The sequence below is a fragment of the Thalassovita autumnalis genome (assembly GCF_001458255.1).
Taxonomy (GTDB): domain Bacteria; phylum Pseudomonadota; class Alphaproteobacteria; order Rhodobacterales; family Rhodobacteraceae; genus Thalassobius; species Thalassobius autumnalis.
Window position 1 is genome coordinate 340,639 of record NZ_CYSB01000025.1, and the last position, 15,796, is coordinate 356,434.

Annotated in this window: 15 protein-coding genes; 8 read left to right on the forward strand and 7 right to left on the reverse strand. The window is 59.9% G+C overall.

The genetic code is table 11. The features are described 5' to 3' along the window. Positions 1-48: 48 nt before the first annotated feature. The gene (locus TL5118_RS07640) at positions 49-495 is read left to right on the forward strand and encodes a hypothetical protein (protein ID WP_058242058.1); all 447 of its coding nucleotides are present in this window, start codon (positions 49-51) and stop codon (positions 493-495) included. A gap of 36 nt (positions 496-531) precedes the next feature. On the opposite strand, the gene ntrX is transcribed toward TL5118_RS07640, so the two are convergent. The 5 genes from ntrX to dusB all read right to left on the reverse strand — a co-directional run bounded on the left by ntrX (position 532) and on the right by dusB (position 7,780). Beyond that, positions 532-1,944 carry a nitrogen assimilation response regulator NtrX gene (ntrX, locus tag TL5118_RS07645; protein ID WP_058242059.1) on the reverse strand — a complete coding sequence of 471 codons (1,413 nt, stop codon included), beginning with the start codon at positions 1,942-1,944 and terminating at the stop codon, positions 532-534. 16 nt (positions 1,945-1,960) lie between these two features. Next, entirely contained in the window at positions 1,961-4,165 is a 2,205-nt protein-coding gene (locus TL5118_RS07650) for a sensor histidine kinase NtrY-like (protein WP_242601752.1), read from the reverse strand. A gap of 166 nt (positions 4,166-4,331) precedes the next feature. Then, positions 4,332-5,699: a response regulator gene (locus TL5118_RS07655; RefSeq protein WP_058242061.1), complete on the reverse strand. Its 1,368-nt coding sequence runs from the start codon at positions 5,697-5,699 to the stop codon at positions 4,332-4,334. 3 nt (positions 5,700-5,702) lie between these two features. Next, a complete protein-coding gene (locus tag TL5118_RS07660; RefSeq protein WP_082626134.1) occupies positions 5,703-6,800 on the reverse strand; it encodes a two-component system sensor histidine kinase NtrB in 1,098 nt (365 codons plus the stop codon). Continuing rightward, the gene (gene dusB / locus TL5118_RS07665) at positions 6,797-7,780 is read right to left on the reverse strand and encodes a tRNA dihydrouridine synthase DusB (RefSeq protein ID WP_058242062.1); all 984 of its coding nucleotides are present in this window, start codon (positions 7,778-7,780) and stop codon (positions 6,797-6,799) included. The genes TL5118_RS07660 and dusB overlap by 4 nt, the downstream gene beginning before the upstream one ends. A gap of 229 nt (positions 7,781-8,009) precedes the next feature. Here dusB and TL5118_RS07670 point away from each other — a divergent pair, with 229 nt between their 5' ends. The 6 genes from TL5118_RS07670 (at position 8,010) to TL5118_RS07695 (ending at position 13,252) form a co-directional block, all read left to right on the forward strand. Further along, a complete protein-coding gene (locus TL5118_RS07670) occupies positions 8,010-9,170 on the forward strand; it encodes a bifunctional 2-C-methyl-D-erythritol 4-phosphate cytidylyltransferase/2-C-methyl-D-erythritol 2,4-cyclodiphosphate synthase (protein ID WP_058243723.1) in 1,161 nt (386 codons plus the stop codon). 1 nt (position 9,171) lies between these two features. Then, a complete protein-coding gene (locus TL5118_RS07675; RefSeq protein ID WP_058243722.1) occupies positions 9,172-9,663 on the forward strand; it encodes a phosphatidylglycerophosphatase A family protein in 492 nt (163 codons plus the stop codon). Beyond that, positions 9,633-10,145 carry a CinA family protein gene (locus TL5118_RS07680; RefSeq protein WP_082626294.1) on the forward strand — a complete coding sequence of 171 codons (513 nt, stop codon included), beginning with the start codon at positions 9,633-9,635 and terminating at the stop codon, positions 10,143-10,145. Before TL5118_RS07675 ends, TL5118_RS07680 begins: the two co-directional genes overlap by 31 nt. Before the next feature lie 151 nt (positions 10,146-10,296). After that, entirely contained in the window at positions 10,297-11,475 is a 1,179-nt protein-coding gene (locus TL5118_RS07685; protein WP_058243721.1) for an ammonium transporter, read from the forward strand. Between the two features lie 240 nt (positions 11,476-11,715). After that, positions 11,716-12,777 carry a hypothetical protein gene (locus TL5118_RS07690; RefSeq protein ID WP_058260776.1) on the forward strand — a complete coding sequence of 354 codons (1,062 nt, stop codon included), beginning with the start codon at positions 11,716-11,718 and terminating at the stop codon, positions 12,775-12,777. A gap of 70 nt (positions 12,778-12,847) precedes the next feature. Beyond that, on the forward strand, positions 12,848-13,252 hold the full coding sequence (locus TL5118_RS07695; protein WP_058243719.1) for a hypothetical protein: 405 nt from the start codon (positions 12,848-12,850) through the stop codon (positions 13,250-13,252). A gap of 27 nt (positions 13,253-13,279) precedes the next feature. Here TL5118_RS07695 and TL5118_RS07700 read toward each other — a convergent pair whose 3' ends face one another. Then, a complete protein-coding gene (locus tag TL5118_RS07700) occupies positions 13,280-14,608 on the reverse strand; it encodes an MmgE/PrpD family protein (protein WP_242601753.1) in 1,329 nt (442 codons plus the stop codon). Between the two features lie 71 nt (positions 14,609-14,679). Further along, on the reverse strand, positions 14,680-15,129 hold the full coding sequence (locus TL5118_RS07705; RefSeq protein ID WP_058243728.1) for a type II toxin-antitoxin system RatA family toxin: 450 nt from the start codon (positions 15,127-15,129) through the stop codon (positions 14,680-14,682). Between the two features lie 80 nt (positions 15,130-15,209). Between TL5118_RS07705 and hpt the strand changes: the two genes are divergently transcribed. Beyond that, positions 15,210-15,761, forward strand: coding sequence for a hypoxanthine phosphoribosyltransferase (gene hpt / locus TL5118_RS07710; RefSeq protein WP_058243718.1), 552 nt, complete (start codon positions 15,210-15,212; stop codon positions 15,759-15,761). The last annotated feature ends 35 nt before the right edge of the window (positions 15,762-15,796 follow it).

The window sequence follows — 15,796 nt, forward strand, 5'->3', positions numbered from 1 at the left end:
AACATGGGCCATCACGGCACCGTCTTGGCAATAAAAAAGGAGACATAGATGCAACGATTCGCCCTAGTCGCCCTCTGCGGCGTTTTATTGAGCGGCTGTAATTACACCGTCTATCATCAGGCCGGCAAAAGCGTGCAGGACCGTGACCGCGACATCACCAATTGTGACGTTCAGGCGCTGCGCGATGCGCCGGTGCAAACCCAGATCCGCTACACCGCGCCGCAACCCCGCGAACGCAAAATCTGTGACGACAAAGGCAACTGCCTGACCGAAACCTATTGGACCCGCCCGGAACCCTACACCGTGGACATCAACGAAGATCTGCGCAGCCGGGTGAAAGCGCAATGTATGATGGATCAGGGCTACAGCCAGGTGTCGCTGCCGATGTGTGACAACGGCACCTCGGTTTCAGTGCCGGTCACCATGAAGGGCATCAGCGCCAAGTCCTGCGTTGTGCGGGTCAATGGCAAGCTTCAGGTGGGTGAGCCCAGCTAACACCCACATCTGAATCGACGATTTGACCGCCGGGGCTTATTCAGCCTCGGCGGTTTCTTTATCCACTGTCGCAACCCGCGCGCCCGCCTTGGAGGTGGTCACGACCCCCAGCGACTTCAGCTTGCGGTGCAGAGCGGAACGTTCCATGCCAACAAAATTGGCGGTACGGCTGATGTTGCCACCAAAGCGGTTGATCTGCGTCAGCAGGTATTCCCGTTCAAAGACTTCCCGCGCCTCCCGCAGCGGCAAGGTTGCCAAGGTGCCGGTCAGAACCACCTGATCGGAACTGTCGCCCCCTTCGCTGCTGCCCGGCAGTTCCTTGGCCTCAATCGCGCCACTGCCATCGCCCAGGATCAGCACCCGTTCAATCAGGTTGCGCAGCTGGCGCACATTGCCGGGCCAACGCATGGTCTGCATCAGCGCAACCGCATCCTCGGACAATTCGCGCAGCGGCAGGCCCTGGGTCTGGTTGAACATCTCAATGAAATGCTGCGCAAGCACCGGAATATCCTCGCGGCGTTCTTCCAGCGAAGGCACGGCGATCGGCACCACGTTCAGACGATGATACAGCTCCTGCCGGAAACGCCCGGCGGCAATCTCACCCTCCAGATCGCGGCTTGTGGAGGAAATCACCCGCAGATCCACCCGCACCTTGTCCGCGCCACCAACCCGCTGGAACTGCTGATCCACCAGAACCCGCAGGATCTTGGACTGTGAGCCCAACGGCATATCCGCAACCTCATCAAAGAAGATCACGCCGCCATGCGCCTGCTCCAACAGCCCCGGCTCCACGCCGCGTTCTGCACTTTCGCGGCCAAACAGCACCTCTTCGATCCGCTCAGGCTCAATCGTGGCGCAGCCAACCGTCACAAAGGGGGCCGAGGCCCGGTTGGATTGGGCATGGATGTAGCGCGCAGCCACCTCTTTCCCGACGCCGGAGGGACCCGAGAGCATCACCCGACCGTTGGATTTGGTCACCTTCTCCAGCTGGCCCACCAGGGTACGGAAGGAGGCAGTATCGCCGATCATCTCGGCCTCATTGCTGCCCTTGCGCCGCAGCTTCTGGTTTTCACGCCGCAGCCGCGAGGTTTCCATCGCCCGGCGGATCACCACCAGCAGCTGATCGATGTTGAACGGCTTTTCGATGAAATCGTAAGCGCCCTGTTTGATCGCCGCGACCGCAATTTCAATATTGCCGTGCCCCGAAATGATCACCACTGGCACATCCGGATTGTCCCGCTTCACCGTTTTCAGAATGTCGATCCCGTCCATCCGGCTGTCCTTGAGCCAGATATCCAGAATGATCAGCGCTGGCGGTTCGCCGTTGATCTCATTCATCGCCTCATCAGAGTTACCTGCAAGGCGGGTGGTAAAGCCTTCATCTTCAAGGATATCCGAGATCAGCTCGCGAATGTCCTTTTCGTCGTCAACAATCAGAATATCACTCATCTTGTCCTCACGTCTGTCATTCTGCCGCCTCTGTTGCGGCTGTGTCTTCGCTGTCTTTGCCGGTGGAGGTCACCCCCAGCCGGATGATTGCCATGGCGCCTCTGCGGGCCCCTTCTTCGAATGCCGGCGCATCTTCGAGTGAGAGCGTACCGCCATGTTCTTCAATAATTTTCTTCACAATCGGCAGGCCAAGCCCGGTGCCTTCGCTACGCGTGGTCACATAGGGTTCAAACAGCCGCGTCCGGTCCTCGGGCAGGCCGATGCCATTATCCATAATCCGGATCACCGCGCTGCGCCCCTCGCCACACATGGTAATATTGATCTGGCCGCTGATCGGGGTATCAGGTGATTTTTTGTTATAACTTTCAATAGCTTCACCGGCGTTCTTGATCAGATTTGTCAGCGCCTGCGAAATCATCGTTGCGTCAAGATCGGCCAAAACCGCCCCCTCTGGCAGATTGGCGGTGATCGTCACATCCGGCTGCCCGGCCTGCTGCAACAGCACCGCATCCTGCACCAACTGGCGCAGATCCTCGGGGCGGCGCTCGGGTTCCGGCATCCGGGCAAATTTGGAAAATTCATCAACAATGCGCCGCAAGTCGTTGGTTTGGCGCACAATAACCTCAGTAAGCTGCGCCAGGCTGTCAGCATTATCTTCGTTCAGATGGCGGCTGAATTTACGCTTGATCCGCTCCGCCGACAGCTGAATGGGCGTCAGCGGGTTCTTGATCTCATGGGCAATCCGGCGCGCCACGTCACCCCAGGCCGCCATACGCTGTGCGGCCACCAGATCGCTGACGTCGTCAAAGGCCACTACGTAACCTTCTGGCACGCCCTCTTCGCCGTAACGCGTTGCCATCCGCACCAGCAGGTTTTCCAACTGACCGTTGCGGGTCACCTTGACCTCTTCCTGCAGGGTGCCCAGCTCATCCGCTTTCAGCCGCTCAAACAGCGATGCAAACTCCGGCACCGCAACCGAGAGCGCCAGGCTGGCGTGGTCTTCGCCCCAATCCAACAGACGTTCTGCCGACCGGTTCACAAAGGTCACGCGCCCCTCCTCATCCAGACCAACAACGCCGGAAGTAACGGAGCTAAGAACCGAGTCAAACAACCGGCGCCGGCGTTCGATCTGTTCGGTGTTTTCCAACAGCGTCTCGCGCTGCGCTTTTAGCTGTCGGGTCATCTGGTTGAAGTACCGGCCCAGCATGGCGATTTCATCATCGCCATCCTCTTCCATCACCCGCACATCCAGATCGCCCGCCCCGACGCGCTGCGCCGCACCAGTCAACCGCCCAACCGGACGCGACAAACGTTCGGCGAACCACAGCCCCAGCCAGATCGCGGCCAGGATCAGGATCACCGCAAAGCCCAGATAGATCAGGCCAAATTCAAACAGCACCCGTCCGCGTTCGCTTTCCAACTGCTGATAAAACTGCGCGGTTTCTTTGGTGTCATCCAACAGGCTCAGCAGCTCACCATCGACCTCACGGCTGATATACAGGAACCGGTCCACAAACTCATTCAGCCGCACCAGCGCGCGGAACTCGTTGTTTTCCCAATCCTCAATGATCTGCGCGCCATTTTCACTGGCGGCCTGCAGTTGACTTGAGGAAGGTTGTTCGAAATCAAACAGATAGCTGCGTTCCCCCCGGGCGCGGATCTGGCCGGTACCGTCGATTACATAGGCCTCACGCAGGCCACGCTGGATCTGCGCCTGCCCCTGGGCCAGCACGATCCGCACATCACCATCGGTCATGAAAAAGGTCTGCCGCCTTGATCGATCAATGTGATCGGCCAGCGCTGAAATATCCAGCATCAGATCACGGCGGTGCTCTTCCTCATAGGCTTCCGCCGCCTCCAACGAGGTGCCAACCACCTGCCGCACGCGGTCCGAAAACCAGCCTTCAAGGCCGATGTTCACGGTCAAGGCTGCAAAGATGGCCACCGAAACTGTGGGGATCAACGCCAGAATTGCAAAGACGCCGGTCAGGCGCAGGTGCAGCCGGGATCCTGCGGATTTTGCCCGACGCGCCGCGATCAGCGCCACGATCCTTTGCAGAACCAACGCAGCCACCAACATCGCATAGACGAAATCGGCCAGCAGGATCACCCGAAGGGAGAATGACGACGCCCCCTGATCCAGAGGGCCAAGCACCAGATAGGTGGCGATCACCAGAACCGGCGCAAGGACCACCAGACAGAAGGTGGCAATATTCTGCACCCTCCGCTGCCGTCGCAACCGGCTGATTTTCGCCCATGAGCGTTTCTGCTGTGCCTCGGAGGCCACGCTTTGCCCTCATTCTGATGTGTCGCTTTGCGCGACGAACCGCTTTATTTGGGGGTCAAACCAATGTTTCCAACCGATTTGCCACGCCATTGTTGCGGTTTTACATCAATTTCCGGCGTCGTGTCACGTTAATATCCAGATCGGTGATCTTCTTGCGCAGCGTATTGCGGTTGATGCCCAAGAGATCCGCGCATTTCGCCTGATTGCCACCTGTGGCTTCAAGTGCGATTTCGATCAGCGGCAGCTCCACCTCACGCAGAATCCGCGCGTATAGCCCGGCGGGCGGCAACATGGCGCCATGCAAATCGAAATAGCGGCGCAGATGACGCGCGACCGAGGCCGAGAGCTTTTCAGTATCACCGCCGCCCAGCACCGGCTCCATCTCGGGCTGGTTGCCCAGCACCATCTCCACCTCGGACCGGGTGATCTCTTCAGCGCGGGAGGTCAGCACCAAACGGCGCACCGCATGTTCCAGCTGGCGCACATTGCCGGGCCAACTGTAGCTGCGCATCAATTCCATCGCGTCCTCAGACAGGCGACGTGACGGCTGGCCATCCCGTTCTGCCCGCAACAGGAAGTGTTCGGCCAAGAGCGGAATATCCTCCACCCGCTCCCGCAGCGAGGGCACCATCAGCGTTGCACCGCTCAGCCGGTAATAGAGGTCCTGACGAATATCGCCACGATCCAGCGCTTCGGTCAGGTCGGTCTGGCTGGTCGCCATGAAGCGCGGCACATGTTCGCCGGGATTGTCGATCATCCGCACGATGCGTGCTTGTACCTCGGCGTCCACATCGCCGATCTCATCGATCAGCAGCGTGCCGCCTTTGACCCGCGCCAGGCTGCGCGATGGGCCCTCGATGTCCTGCAGGTCACTGGCCGTCACGGTGACAAAGGGCAGCGTGCGACGGTCGGAAAAATCGTGAATTGCTCGTGCAATCAGTGACTTACCCGTCCCACTTTCACCAGCGATCAGCACCGGCAGATCGGTATTCATCACCCGCGCCACAAGGCGATAGAGCGACTGCATCGCAGGTGTGCGCCCCACAAGTGGCAGTTCATCCGGGCGCTCAGCCTCTTCAACGCGGGCTGCGGGCGCTGCACGCTGACGCTGCTCCAGCGCCTTGGCGGTGCGTTTCATCAGATCGGGCAGATCGAAGGGTTTGGGCAGATAATCATAAGCCTCGGCCTCGGCGGCCTGAATGGCGGTCATGATGGTGTTCTGGGCCGAGATGACGATCACCGGCAATCCTGGCCGATCCTGTGCTATTTTCGGCAACATTTCCAATCCGTTACCGTCCGGCATGACCACATCCGAAATCACCACATCACCTTTACCTTCGGCCACCCAGCGCATCAGCGTGGTCAGCGACGAGGTGGCATGCACCTTACAGCCGGCGCGGGTCAGCGCTTGGGTCAAAACGGTACGGATCGTGCGGTCATCATCCGCGACCAGAACGGTGCCATCCATCGGTTAGCTCTCCTTTTTTAAGCGCTTCTTTGGCGCCTCTGCGAGCGGCAGAGATATTTTGAAAACCGTGCGGCCGGGGGTGCTGTCCACCGAGATCCAGCCGCCGTGGTCGGATATGATTTTGCTGACCAGCGCCAGCCCCAGACCGGTGCCGTTTTCCCGTCCCGAGACAAAGGGATCAAAGATATCGCCCTTGATGTCTTCGGGCAGACCCGGCCCGTCATCGATGATCTCGATCTGCAGCGGCAACGATTGGCCGGTGCCATCCGCACGCCGCAGGCGGAACGAGTGTTCGTAGAAGGTATGAAGGCGGATGTTTCCGCCTTTTTTATCAGCAGCTTCCGAGGCGTTCTTTACCAAGTTCAGAACCACCTGCAGCAGCTGATCCGGATCCCCCAGTGCCATAGGCAGCGAGGGATCGTAATCCTCAACAATCTTCATATGCGCGCCAAAGCCCAGCAGGGCCGAACGTCGTGCGCGGTCCAGCACGTCGTGAATATTGACCTCTTGCCGCTCTGGCTCAGACAGGTTGCCAAACTGCTCCACCTGCTCCAGCAGCTTCACAATCCGACGGCTTTCTTCAACGATCAGATCCGTCAGCTCCAGATCTTCGGGGCTGAGGTTCATGGACAAAAGCTGCGCCGCGCCGGTGATCCCTGCCAGCGGGTTCTTGATCTCATGCGCCAGCATCTCGGCCATGCCGATCGCGGATTTGGCCGCGGATTTGACCGAATTGCTCTGCGTCATCCGCCCTGCCAACTCGCGTGGCGAAATGAGGAAGATCATATGCCCCGGCCGGCCCTGAAGGGGGGCGATCTGCAGATTGCAATGCAGCGGCGCCCGGCTGCCGGTGCCCACATCCACATCGTTCACAAACAGCGGCGAATTGGTTTCCCGCGCCCGCTCAAAGGCCTCTTCCATCGGGGCATCAACCATGATGCGGTCCCAGACAGGTTCACCCTGAATGGATTTGGCCGAGGTGTTCAGGAACCCTTCAGCGGCGGAATTGATATCGGTGATCCGATCCTCCGGGTCGATCAACACGCCGGGAATGGGCAATGACGACCACAGGTTTACGTCCATCTGCGCCTCACCGGTCATGCTGCGGCCTCCTCTGGGTGCAAAATGGCCTGCGGCAGCAGTTTGATGACCTTGGCCGGATCCTTTTCGGTCAGCACAGCGCGGCGCAGCGCAGTATGGGTGCCTGCCTCATCCATATACCAGCCCAGATGTTTGCGGGCGACACGCAGCCCCAGATCCATGCCATAAAAAGCCAGCATCGCCTCATAATGTGCGACGATCATATCGGCGAGCGCCGCACCCTCCGGCACCTCTGGCGCCTCTGACCCAAAAAGATCTGCCGCAACCTGCGCCAGCAACCAGGGCCGTCCCTGCGATCCGCGCCCGATCATCACCCCATCCGCGCCAGAAAGATCCAGCGCCTGACGGGCGTCTGTAGCGGAACAGATATCGCCATTGGCAACCACCGGGATCGATACCGCCTCTTTCACGCGGTTGATCGCCGCCCAATCGGCGCTGCCTTTGTAGAACTGGCAGCGGGTGCGGCCATGAATGGTGATCATCTGAATGCCCGCGGCCTCGGCCCGTTTGGCCAGTTCAGGCGCGTTCAGCAGGTTGTCATCCCAGCCCAGCCGGGTTTTCAGGGTGACCGGCAGATCCACGGCTTCCACCACCGCCTCAATCAGGGTCAGGGCGTGATCCAGATCTTTCAGCAGGGCTGAGCCGGAATAGCCGTTCACCACCTTTTTGGCGGGGCAGCCCATGTTGATGTCGATGATCTGGGCGCCATTGTCCTCAACCATCTTGGCCGCCAGCGCCATCCACGAGGCCTCGCGCCCAGCCAGCTGCACGGCGGTGTTCACCTTGTCAAAGCCCAATTCGGCCTTTTCGCGCACGCCGGGTTTGGCCTGAACCATTTCCTGACTGGCCACCATTTCACTGACCACCAGCCCAGCCCCAAAACGCGACACCAGATCGCGAAACGGCAGATCGGTGATTCCGGCCAGCGGGGCCAGAAAGACCGGGGATGTGATGGTTTTATCTGCAAGCCTGAGCGGCATGACTGCTTAATCCTTGTGCGTTACTCTCTGGCTAGACCAGAGATTGAGGGAGTTTCAACGAAACCCGCTACGTTTTTAGCCACCCCAATGTCAATCGCCTAATTTTTAAGCAATTGCCTCTGGATCAGGCTCAGCGTTGCTCTTATCGGTCTCTCCGCCTATGCAGGATCGCAACAAACTAACCTCAGCCGCACCTCCAGATGTGCGGCCCTTCGTTGCGGAGCCTTAGATGACCACAGCCGCCCTTATCGTTGCCGCCGGACGGGGCACCCGCGCAGGCGCGGGACTGCCAAAACAATGGCGCCCTCTGGCCGGGCAGCGGGTGGCGGATCAAACGCTCATGGCGCTGGTGGATCATCCGCGCATCGATCAGGTGATGTTGGTCATCCATCCCGATGATGTGGCGCATCTGGCTGAATGGTCCAGTCACCCGAAGGTCAGCCATTGTTTTGGCGGTGACAGCCGCGACCAATCGGTGTTGAACGGGCTACAGGCGCTTGCAGGCAGCGATGTGCACAAGGTGCTGGTGCATGACGTCGCCCGCCCCTGCCTGTCCGCCGATCTGATCGACCAGTTGATTGATACGCTGGACATCCATCAGGCCGCAGCCCCGGGGCTGGAGGTGGTGGATGCCCTCTGGCGGGGGGACGAAGGGCTGGTGGCCGGGGTGCAGGACCGCAGCGCGCTCTACCGGGCCCAGACGCCACAGGCCTTTCACTATGATGCGCTGCTGGAGGCACATGATGCCCACCCCGGCGGGGCCGCCGATGATGTTGAAGTGGCACGCGCCCATGGCATTGACGTGGCCATCGTTCCGGGCGAGGAGAGCAACCTGAAAATCACCCGGCCCGGCGATTTCGCCCGCGCCGAAGACATCCTGCGTGAGCAGACCAAAAAGGAAGAACACATGGATATCCGTCTGGGCAATGGCTACGACGTGCATCGGTTTGGCGAAGGGGATCATGTGATCCTCTGCGGGGTGAAGATCCCCCATGGGCGCGGACTACAGGGGCATTCAGATGCGGATGTGGGCATGCATGCGGTGACCGATGCGCTTTATGGCGCGATGGCTGAGGGTGACATTGGCCGTCACTTCCCGCCCTCGGATCCGCAGTGGAAAGGCGCCGCCAGTGAGATTTTCCTGAAACACGCCGCTGATCTGGCACGTTCCAAAGGGTTCACCATCTCGAACGTCGACTGCACGCTGGTCTGCGAATACCCCAAGGTGGGGCCACATGCCGCTGCGATGATGACGGAAATGGCGCGCATTCTGGGGATGGAGATGGATCGTGTGTCGATCAAGGCCACAACCTCGGAACGGCTGGGTTTCACCGGCCGCGAAGAAGGCATTGCCGCCATCGCCACTGCAACCCTGATCAAGGCGCAATGACATGACCAAGCTGCTCGCGACCTTCTTCTATGCCGGGCTGATGCGCCCGGCCCCCGGCACCTGGGGATCCCTTGCCGCCCTGCCCGCTGGCGCCCTGATCTTCTGGATTGGCGGGCTGAATGCCTTTCTGATCGCGGTGCCACTGGTCTTTGCCCTCGGCTGGTGGGCCACAGCGGTTGAAACCCGTGGTAAGGACGATCACGACCCGTCCGAGATTGTGATTGATGAGGTGGCCGGCCAATGGATCGCCCTGATCCCGGTCTTTATCGGCATCACCCATTCCGGCGCGGGTATGCTGGCGCTTTGGCCCGGTTGGGTCACCGCCTTTGTGTTCTTCCGCCTGTTTGACATCACCAAACCCGGCCCGATCGGTTGGGCCGATCGGCGCGGTGACGCGCTTGGGGTGATGCTGGATGATGTGATCGCCGGGGTCTTTGCCGGGATCGTCGTGATGATCGGCGCATGGCTCAGCCACGGGGTGCTGGGCCTGTGATCGCCGAGGCACAGGCCCGCGCCACACTGGACGCGCTGAAGGAACGCGGCTGGATGGCCACCGCCGCCGAAAGCTGCACCGGCGGCATGGTGATGGCGGCGCTGACCGACATCGCCGGCTCCTCCGCCGTGGTGGACCGCGGTTTTGTCACCTACACCAACGCCGCCAAAGAGCAGATGCTGGGCGTGCGGCCCGAAACCCTCACAGCCCATGGTGCTGTCTCAGAACAGGTGGCCCGCGAAATGGCCGAAGGGGCGCTTGCGCACTCCGACGCGCAGGTCGCCGTTGCCATCACCGGCATCGCAGGCCCCGGCGGATCCGAACATAAACCCGAAGGCCGGGTCTGCTTTGGCCTGGCCTATGAGGGCGGCAAAACCCGCACCGAAACCATTGAGTTCGGCGCGAAGGGCCGCGCCAAGGTGCGCCTGGCCGCCGCCCAAAAAGCACTCAGCCTGCTGGAAATTGCGGCAACTACGGTGTGATGCCAAATTAAGCATCTGCATAAAATTTTCGCGTAAAATTTAGACACTTTGCAAAACGGGTGATTTTTAGCCTGTTTTTGCAGTGTTTGCTGTTTTCTTTCGCGCCCTTTCTGAAATGCATCGCCGAAATGGGAACGGAAGGAACGGAAACATGAACGGAGCGGATACCGCCTGGATCATCGTCGCAACAGCTCTGGTGCTGTTCATGACATTGCCCGGACTGGCGCTGTTTTACGGCGGTCTGGTGCGGGCACGAAATGTGCTCAGTGTCTTTATGCATTGTTACGCCATCGCCTGTTTGATGAGCGTCTTGTGGTTTGTCGCAGGCTACTCGATCGCCTTTGGCGACGGTGGTGCCTATTGGGGTGGTCTGGGCAAAATGTTCCTCGGCGGCATCAACGCCGACACCCTGTCAGGCAACCTGCCCGAAGTTCTGTTCTTTGCCTTCCAGATGACCTTTGCCATCATCACCCCGGCGCTGATCGTGGGCGCCTATGTGGAACGGATCGGCTTTGGTTTTGTGCTGCTGTTCTCGGCCCTCTGGATGCTGCTGATCTACGCACCGGTGACCCATTGGATCTGGGGCGGTGGCTTCCTGTCGGATGGCGGCATCTTCGGCGAAACCGGCGTTAAGGATTTCGCTGGCGGCATCGTGGTGCATGAAACCGCAGGCATCGCCGCGCTGGTGCTGGCCGTCATGCTGGGCGCCCGCAAAAACCAGACCACCCCGCCGCACAACCCCGGCTACGTGATGATCGGCGCCTCGATGCTGTGGGTCGGCTGGTTCGGCTTCAACGGCGGCTCGCAGCTGGCCGCAGATGGCGGCGCAGCCATGGCGCTGACCGTCACTCATATCTCGGCCGCCACCGCCTCGCTGACCTGGGCCGCCTGGGAGTGGGTCAAATACGGCAAGGCCTCGCTGGTGGGTCTGGTCACCGGCACCATTGCGGGCCTCGCCTCGATCACCCCGGCCTCGGGCTTTGTTGGTCCGGTTGAGGCACTGATCATCGGTGCGGTCGCAGGGATCCTCTGCCAGGAAGCGGTCAACCTCATTCGCAATAAGATCAAAATCGACGACACGCTGGATGTCTTCGCTGTACACGGTGTTGGCGGCATCTTCGGCACCATCATGATCGCCGCCTTCGGTGCAGGGTCCTGGGCCGCCCAGCTGGGCAGCCTTGTCATCGTGGGGGTCTTCACGCTGGTCGGCTCGGTGCTGATTGCCAAGCTGGTTGGCCTGATCACCCCGCTGCGCGTCGATGCCGAGACCGAGGTCAACGGGCTGGACCTGATGGCCCACGGCGAACGCGCCTACGACCACTCGTCGTAACGCATTTTCCACTCACCCGGCGCCCTCTTCTCCTGTGGCGCCGACCCTTGAACCCCAAGGGCGGTGAGAGACTGAGCGGGCCTTACGAGGCCCGCTTTTTTTTGGCGGAGTAAAATCAGAACCACTTGGACTCAGAATAGACTTCAACTTTTGCGGGCAGATACATATCTTAACCGGACATGAAGCTGAGGGACTTCTGATTTGCCAGATTTTGAACGTGACGAAGAGCGACTAAAGGACTTGACGCAACTTGCTTCACTGGTCGCAGATCGGTCTGAGGGCGATTTTGAGTTTAGGCGCGCCACCGGGTCACTGGCCCAGGACATCGACTACATTTCAAACGCGCTGCGCCGTGATGGCGAGGTATGGCGTATGAACAGGGCGTTCCATTCGGTTCATGTCCCCAGTTTCATCGCGGTAGTGACGATGCTGTCTGATATCGATGATATAAAATCGATCAGCGAAGACGAACGTCACCAACTCTACAGCTCCATCCATCGCGCAGCTCAACTCGCATCCTCAGCACGGGAACGCCTGGAACACTCTGCCCTGACAGAAACGCAGGTGGAGATTGGCGTACTGGCCGATTACGCCCCAGCCACTGGCGAAGAATATAAACCCGCTTCACTGTTTGAACGGACACGCGAGAGCTTTTTCTCTGCCTCAAACGCGGCATTGGGCAAGGCCAAGACCAGCATTGAAGCGCTACCAAGCGTGACAGGCGCGCTGAAAAACGGGATGAACAGCTCATTGGAACGCGCCAATGCGGTGCCGATCCTTGCCTCCAATCTGCAGCGGACCCTGACCGGGACGTTGTCCGACAATGTCACCAAACCGATTGGGATGCGCCTTAAGGCCAGCGGCAAGGCCCTGACCCATGGCGCGGGCGCCAGTGTAGGGCTTGGCGCCATGGCGGCCGTGCTGTTTCCCCCTTTGGTGCCCATCAGCGCAGGTGCCGGCATCCTGGTGGCGCTGCGGTCCTGGCAAAAAGAAATGCAAAAGGCGCAAAGCCTGAACACGCAACTGCGCGCGCAACGCATTGCAGAATTGCAGGCTGAAAGGAAAGCAGCACTGCTGCAACTGACCAACGGCGCCCCATCGCTTCAGATGGAAACGGATGAGTTGAGCCTGACACTGAACGCTGAGACGGGCGAAGCCGATGCCCTCATCCTCAAAGGCCAACATGCCGGGCGGACGTGGTCTGACCTGACCATGATCGAAAAGGCAGAAACCGCCTCATATGTGGTTGAAGGAGCCAGTGCAATTTTGAGAATTCTTGAAATTGTGGGGGAAGACTACTGATCAACTTCTCAGGCCGACACCTGCGCTTCGCTGTTTTTTACCGTCATCCCCAGACCGGGAAACAGCTATTTTGATAAATCTGTTTAAATCTCAGCCACGGGCGAAATTGCTGCGATGGCTTGGCTACACAGTAGGCCTCCTCTTCCTCGCGGCGGTATTCTGGCACGCTGGGGCCTCATCAGCCCTGGACCTTATCATCCTGATCGCCAGCCTCTACCTAGGGACAAGCATAGGCGCCAAGCTGGCATACTTCGTGTCCGCGCACTTGCTCAAGGTGCCTAAAGACACACAACAAAGATTGGTCACAAGCGGCTCGGTCTTCGGCTTTCTTTTCGCTCCGGCGCTTGCCGGATCCTGTGCAAATGCAATTTTGGGAACCAACATCGTATTACACACACTGAGCGCGCATTTTCTATGGGCCTGTCTTGGCGCTGGTTTATTTTACTACATAAAGCCCGACAAATCTGAGCTGTAATCTCGCGCCGCTCCAGATGCGTTCCAGCTACCCCCGCAACACCGCCCCCAATTCCACCGCATCGGCATAACTCGCAATCAGCGCCTCTACCCGCTGCGCCCTCTCTGCGCCCAATAGGCTCTTGGCTTTGCGCAGCACTTTGGCTTTGCGATCCTGCAGGTCCATCGGGGCGATCAGGTCGTGGGTGGCCTCAAACATGCCAGAGCGGGTCTGCAGCCGCAGCCGGGTGCCGGTTTCGCTGGTGCTGTCATCAGCGGTGACGCGCACTTTGGCGCGCAAGGCCTGCAGGGCGGGATCGGCGCAGACCTTATCGCTGTAGCTGTCGAGCCGCGCCGTATCATGCCCCAAAAGGGCCATGGCCAGCACCGTGCTATAGGAAAACTTCGCCCCAAGCCCGGTCATTGGCGCCGGTTGATTGCAGACGCTCAACCAGCGGGGATGGGTGGTGACCTCAATCACGCTGACCTCTTCCGGGCGCAGCGGCATCAGCTCCTGCAGCGCCTCCAGCGCCGCGTGCAGCCCGTGACAACAGGCGTGGAACTTGTGGCTGACAGTTTCAAACAGCCAGTCCTGTCCCAGACCCGCCAGCGCCAGCAGGTCGCCCTGCCCCATATGGGTTGGCCCGAAGCCCTGTGCCAGTTCCAGCGCGCCGGGTTTGGCGACGAACCCACGCGCCACCATCTCTGCCGCTTCAACGCCATTGGAGGCAGCGATCCCGGCGTTATAGGGCTTGCCCATGGTGCCAAACTGGCTTTTCAGACCCGAGGCCCGGGTGGCCACCAAGCCGAGGGTCATTTCACATTGCGCTGCTGAGAACCCCATCAAACGGGCCGCCGCCAAAGCCGCGCCAAAGGCCCCCGCTGTGCCGGTCTGATGGAACCCGCCCTGATAATGATCCCGGCCCAGCCAGACGCCGACACGCGTCGCGGCCTCCACCCCGATCAGGCAGGCCTGTTGCAGGGCACGCCCTGACGCGCCATGTTTTTCCGCAACCGCCAGCGCGGCGGAGACCACAGCGACCGAGGGGTGGCCGATATGGGCAAAATGGGTGTCATCGTAATCCAGCGCATGGCTGATCGTACCATTGGCCAAAGCCGCCGCACGGGCCGGCACCTGGCCGCCGCCCACCACCGTGGCCTGCGGCGCACCGCCCTCCGCCAACACCATGTCGCGCAGGATGGTGGAGACCGGCTCATCCGCACCAACCACCGCACAGGCAACCCAATCAAGGAGTGAAAGCTGCATCACCGCCATTGGCGCCTCAGGAATTTGGTTTTCCACAGTTTCAGCGGCAAACCGGGCCAGGGCCGCCGTTACAGGGGCTGCAGTCATCGGATCATTCTGGGCATTGGGCATTCACGTCTCTCCTTGCGGGGTGCAACCCTAGCCGCGCCCTGTTGGAACGAAAAGCCCTCCGTGAGGCACTTCTAGCCGTAAAGCGCAACGGCGCGCTGTTCAAAGGCGCGCACGATGCGTTGCATCGCCTCATTGAAGACTACGCCGATAATGCCCTGCAGCACCGCGTTCTTAAACTCAAAGTCGACAAAGAAAGAGACATCGCAGCCGCCATCTTCGCGGTCGGTGAATTCCCAATAGCTCTTCATATATTTGAACGGGCCATCCAGATATTCGGTATCGATCCGCTTCTTTGCCGGCGCCAGGATCACGCGGCTGCCAAACCGTTCGCGAAACACCTTGAAAGAAATCACCAGATCCGCCTCCATCAGGTCAGTGCCATCGCCCTGCGGCGTGACCTTGCGGATGCGCGCGGCGGCGCACCAGGGCAGGAATTTCGGATAGGCGGCGACATCCGCGACCAGATCATACATCTGCTGGGCTGAGTGCGGCAGCGGTCGTGTTTCGGAATGGGTCGGCATTTCGCGCGTCTCAGCCTCTTTTCGCATGGTATCTTGGAGGCTCATTTCGTAGAGTATGGCCGAAATTGCAAGAGGGTCTCATGTCCAAGCGTCCATATGTCATCGACGAAATGATCTCAGCCAAGCAAATCGCTGCCCGGATCGAATCTCTGGCCCGTGAGATTGAGTTTGAATTTGGCAGCACCGACAAGTTGATCGTGGTTGGCCTGCTGCGTGGCAGCTTCGTCTTTATCGCGGATATCGTGCGCGAACTGGGCCTGCCGGTTGAGGTCGACTTCCTCGAGGCATCGTCTTACGGCAACGACATGGAAAGCTCCCGCGAGGTGCGGATTCTCAAGGACATCCGGGGGGAGATTGAAGGCCGTGATGTGCTGGTCGTTGAAGATATCGTCGACACCGGGTTTACCCTGCAGCATGTGCTGCGTCTGCTGAACGGGCGCAACCCAAAGAAGCTGCGCACCATTGCGCTGCTGGACAAACCGTCACGCCGTGAGGCGGAGGTCAAAGCCAACTGGATCGGTTTTGAAATCCCCGATGAGTTTGTGGTGGGCTATGGCATCGACTACGCACAGCGCAACCGCAACCTGCCCTTCATCGGCAAGGTGCGCTTTGTTGAGGAAGACGAGGCCTGAGGCCAGACCCTGCCTGACAGATCAAAGACCGCTCC

What these genes read in the sequence shown, in the direction of transcription:
- TL5118_RS07670 (WP_058243723.1), top strand. Translation starts at nt 8,010, where the DNA reads ATGACCACAGCCGCCCTTATCGTTGCCGCCGGACGGGGCACCCGCGCA.
- TL5118_RS07705 (WP_058243728.1), bottom strand. Translation starts at nt 15,129, where the DNA reads ATGCCGACCCATTCCGAAACACGACCGCTGCCGCACTCAGCCCAGCAG.
- TL5118_RS07685 (WP_058243721.1), top strand. Translation starts at nt 10,297, where the DNA reads ATGAACGGAGCGGATACCGCCTGGATCATCGTCGCAACAGCTCTGGTG.
- TL5118_RS07660 (WP_082626134.1), bottom strand. Translation starts at nt 6,800, where the DNA reads ATGACCGGTGAGGCGCAGATGGACGTAAACCTGTGGTCGTCATTGCCC.
- ntrX (WP_058242059.1), bottom strand. Translation starts at nt 1,944, where the DNA reads ATGAGTGATATTCTGATTGTTGACGACGAAAAGGACATTCGCGAGCTG.
- dusB (WP_058242062.1), bottom strand. Translation starts at nt 7,780, where the DNA reads ATGCCGCTCAGGCTTGCAGATAAAACCATCACATCCCCGGTCTTTCTG.
- TL5118_RS07680 (WP_082626294.1), top strand. Translation starts at nt 9,633, where the DNA reads ATGGCTCAGCCACGGGGTGCTGGGCCTGTGATCGCCGAGGCACAGGCC.
- TL5118_RS07700 (WP_242601753.1), bottom strand. Translation starts at nt 14,608, where the DNA reads ATGCCCAATGCCCAGAATGATCCGATGACTGCAGCCCCTGTAACGGCG.
- TL5118_RS07655 (WP_058242061.1), bottom strand. Translation starts at nt 5,699, where the DNA reads ATGGATGGCACCGTTCTGGTCGCGGATGATGACCGCACGATCCGTACC.
- TL5118_RS07640 (WP_058242058.1), top strand. Translation starts at nt 49, where the DNA reads ATGCAACGATTCGCCCTAGTCGCCCTCTGCGGCGTTTTATTGAGCGGC.
- hpt (WP_058243718.1), top strand. Translation starts at nt 15,210, where the DNA reads ATGTCCAAGCGTCCATATGTCATCGACGAAATGATCTCAGCCAAGCAA.
- TL5118_RS07675 (WP_058243722.1), top strand. Translation starts at nt 9,172, where the DNA reads ATGACCAAGCTGCTCGCGACCTTCTTCTATGCCGGGCTGATGCGCCCG.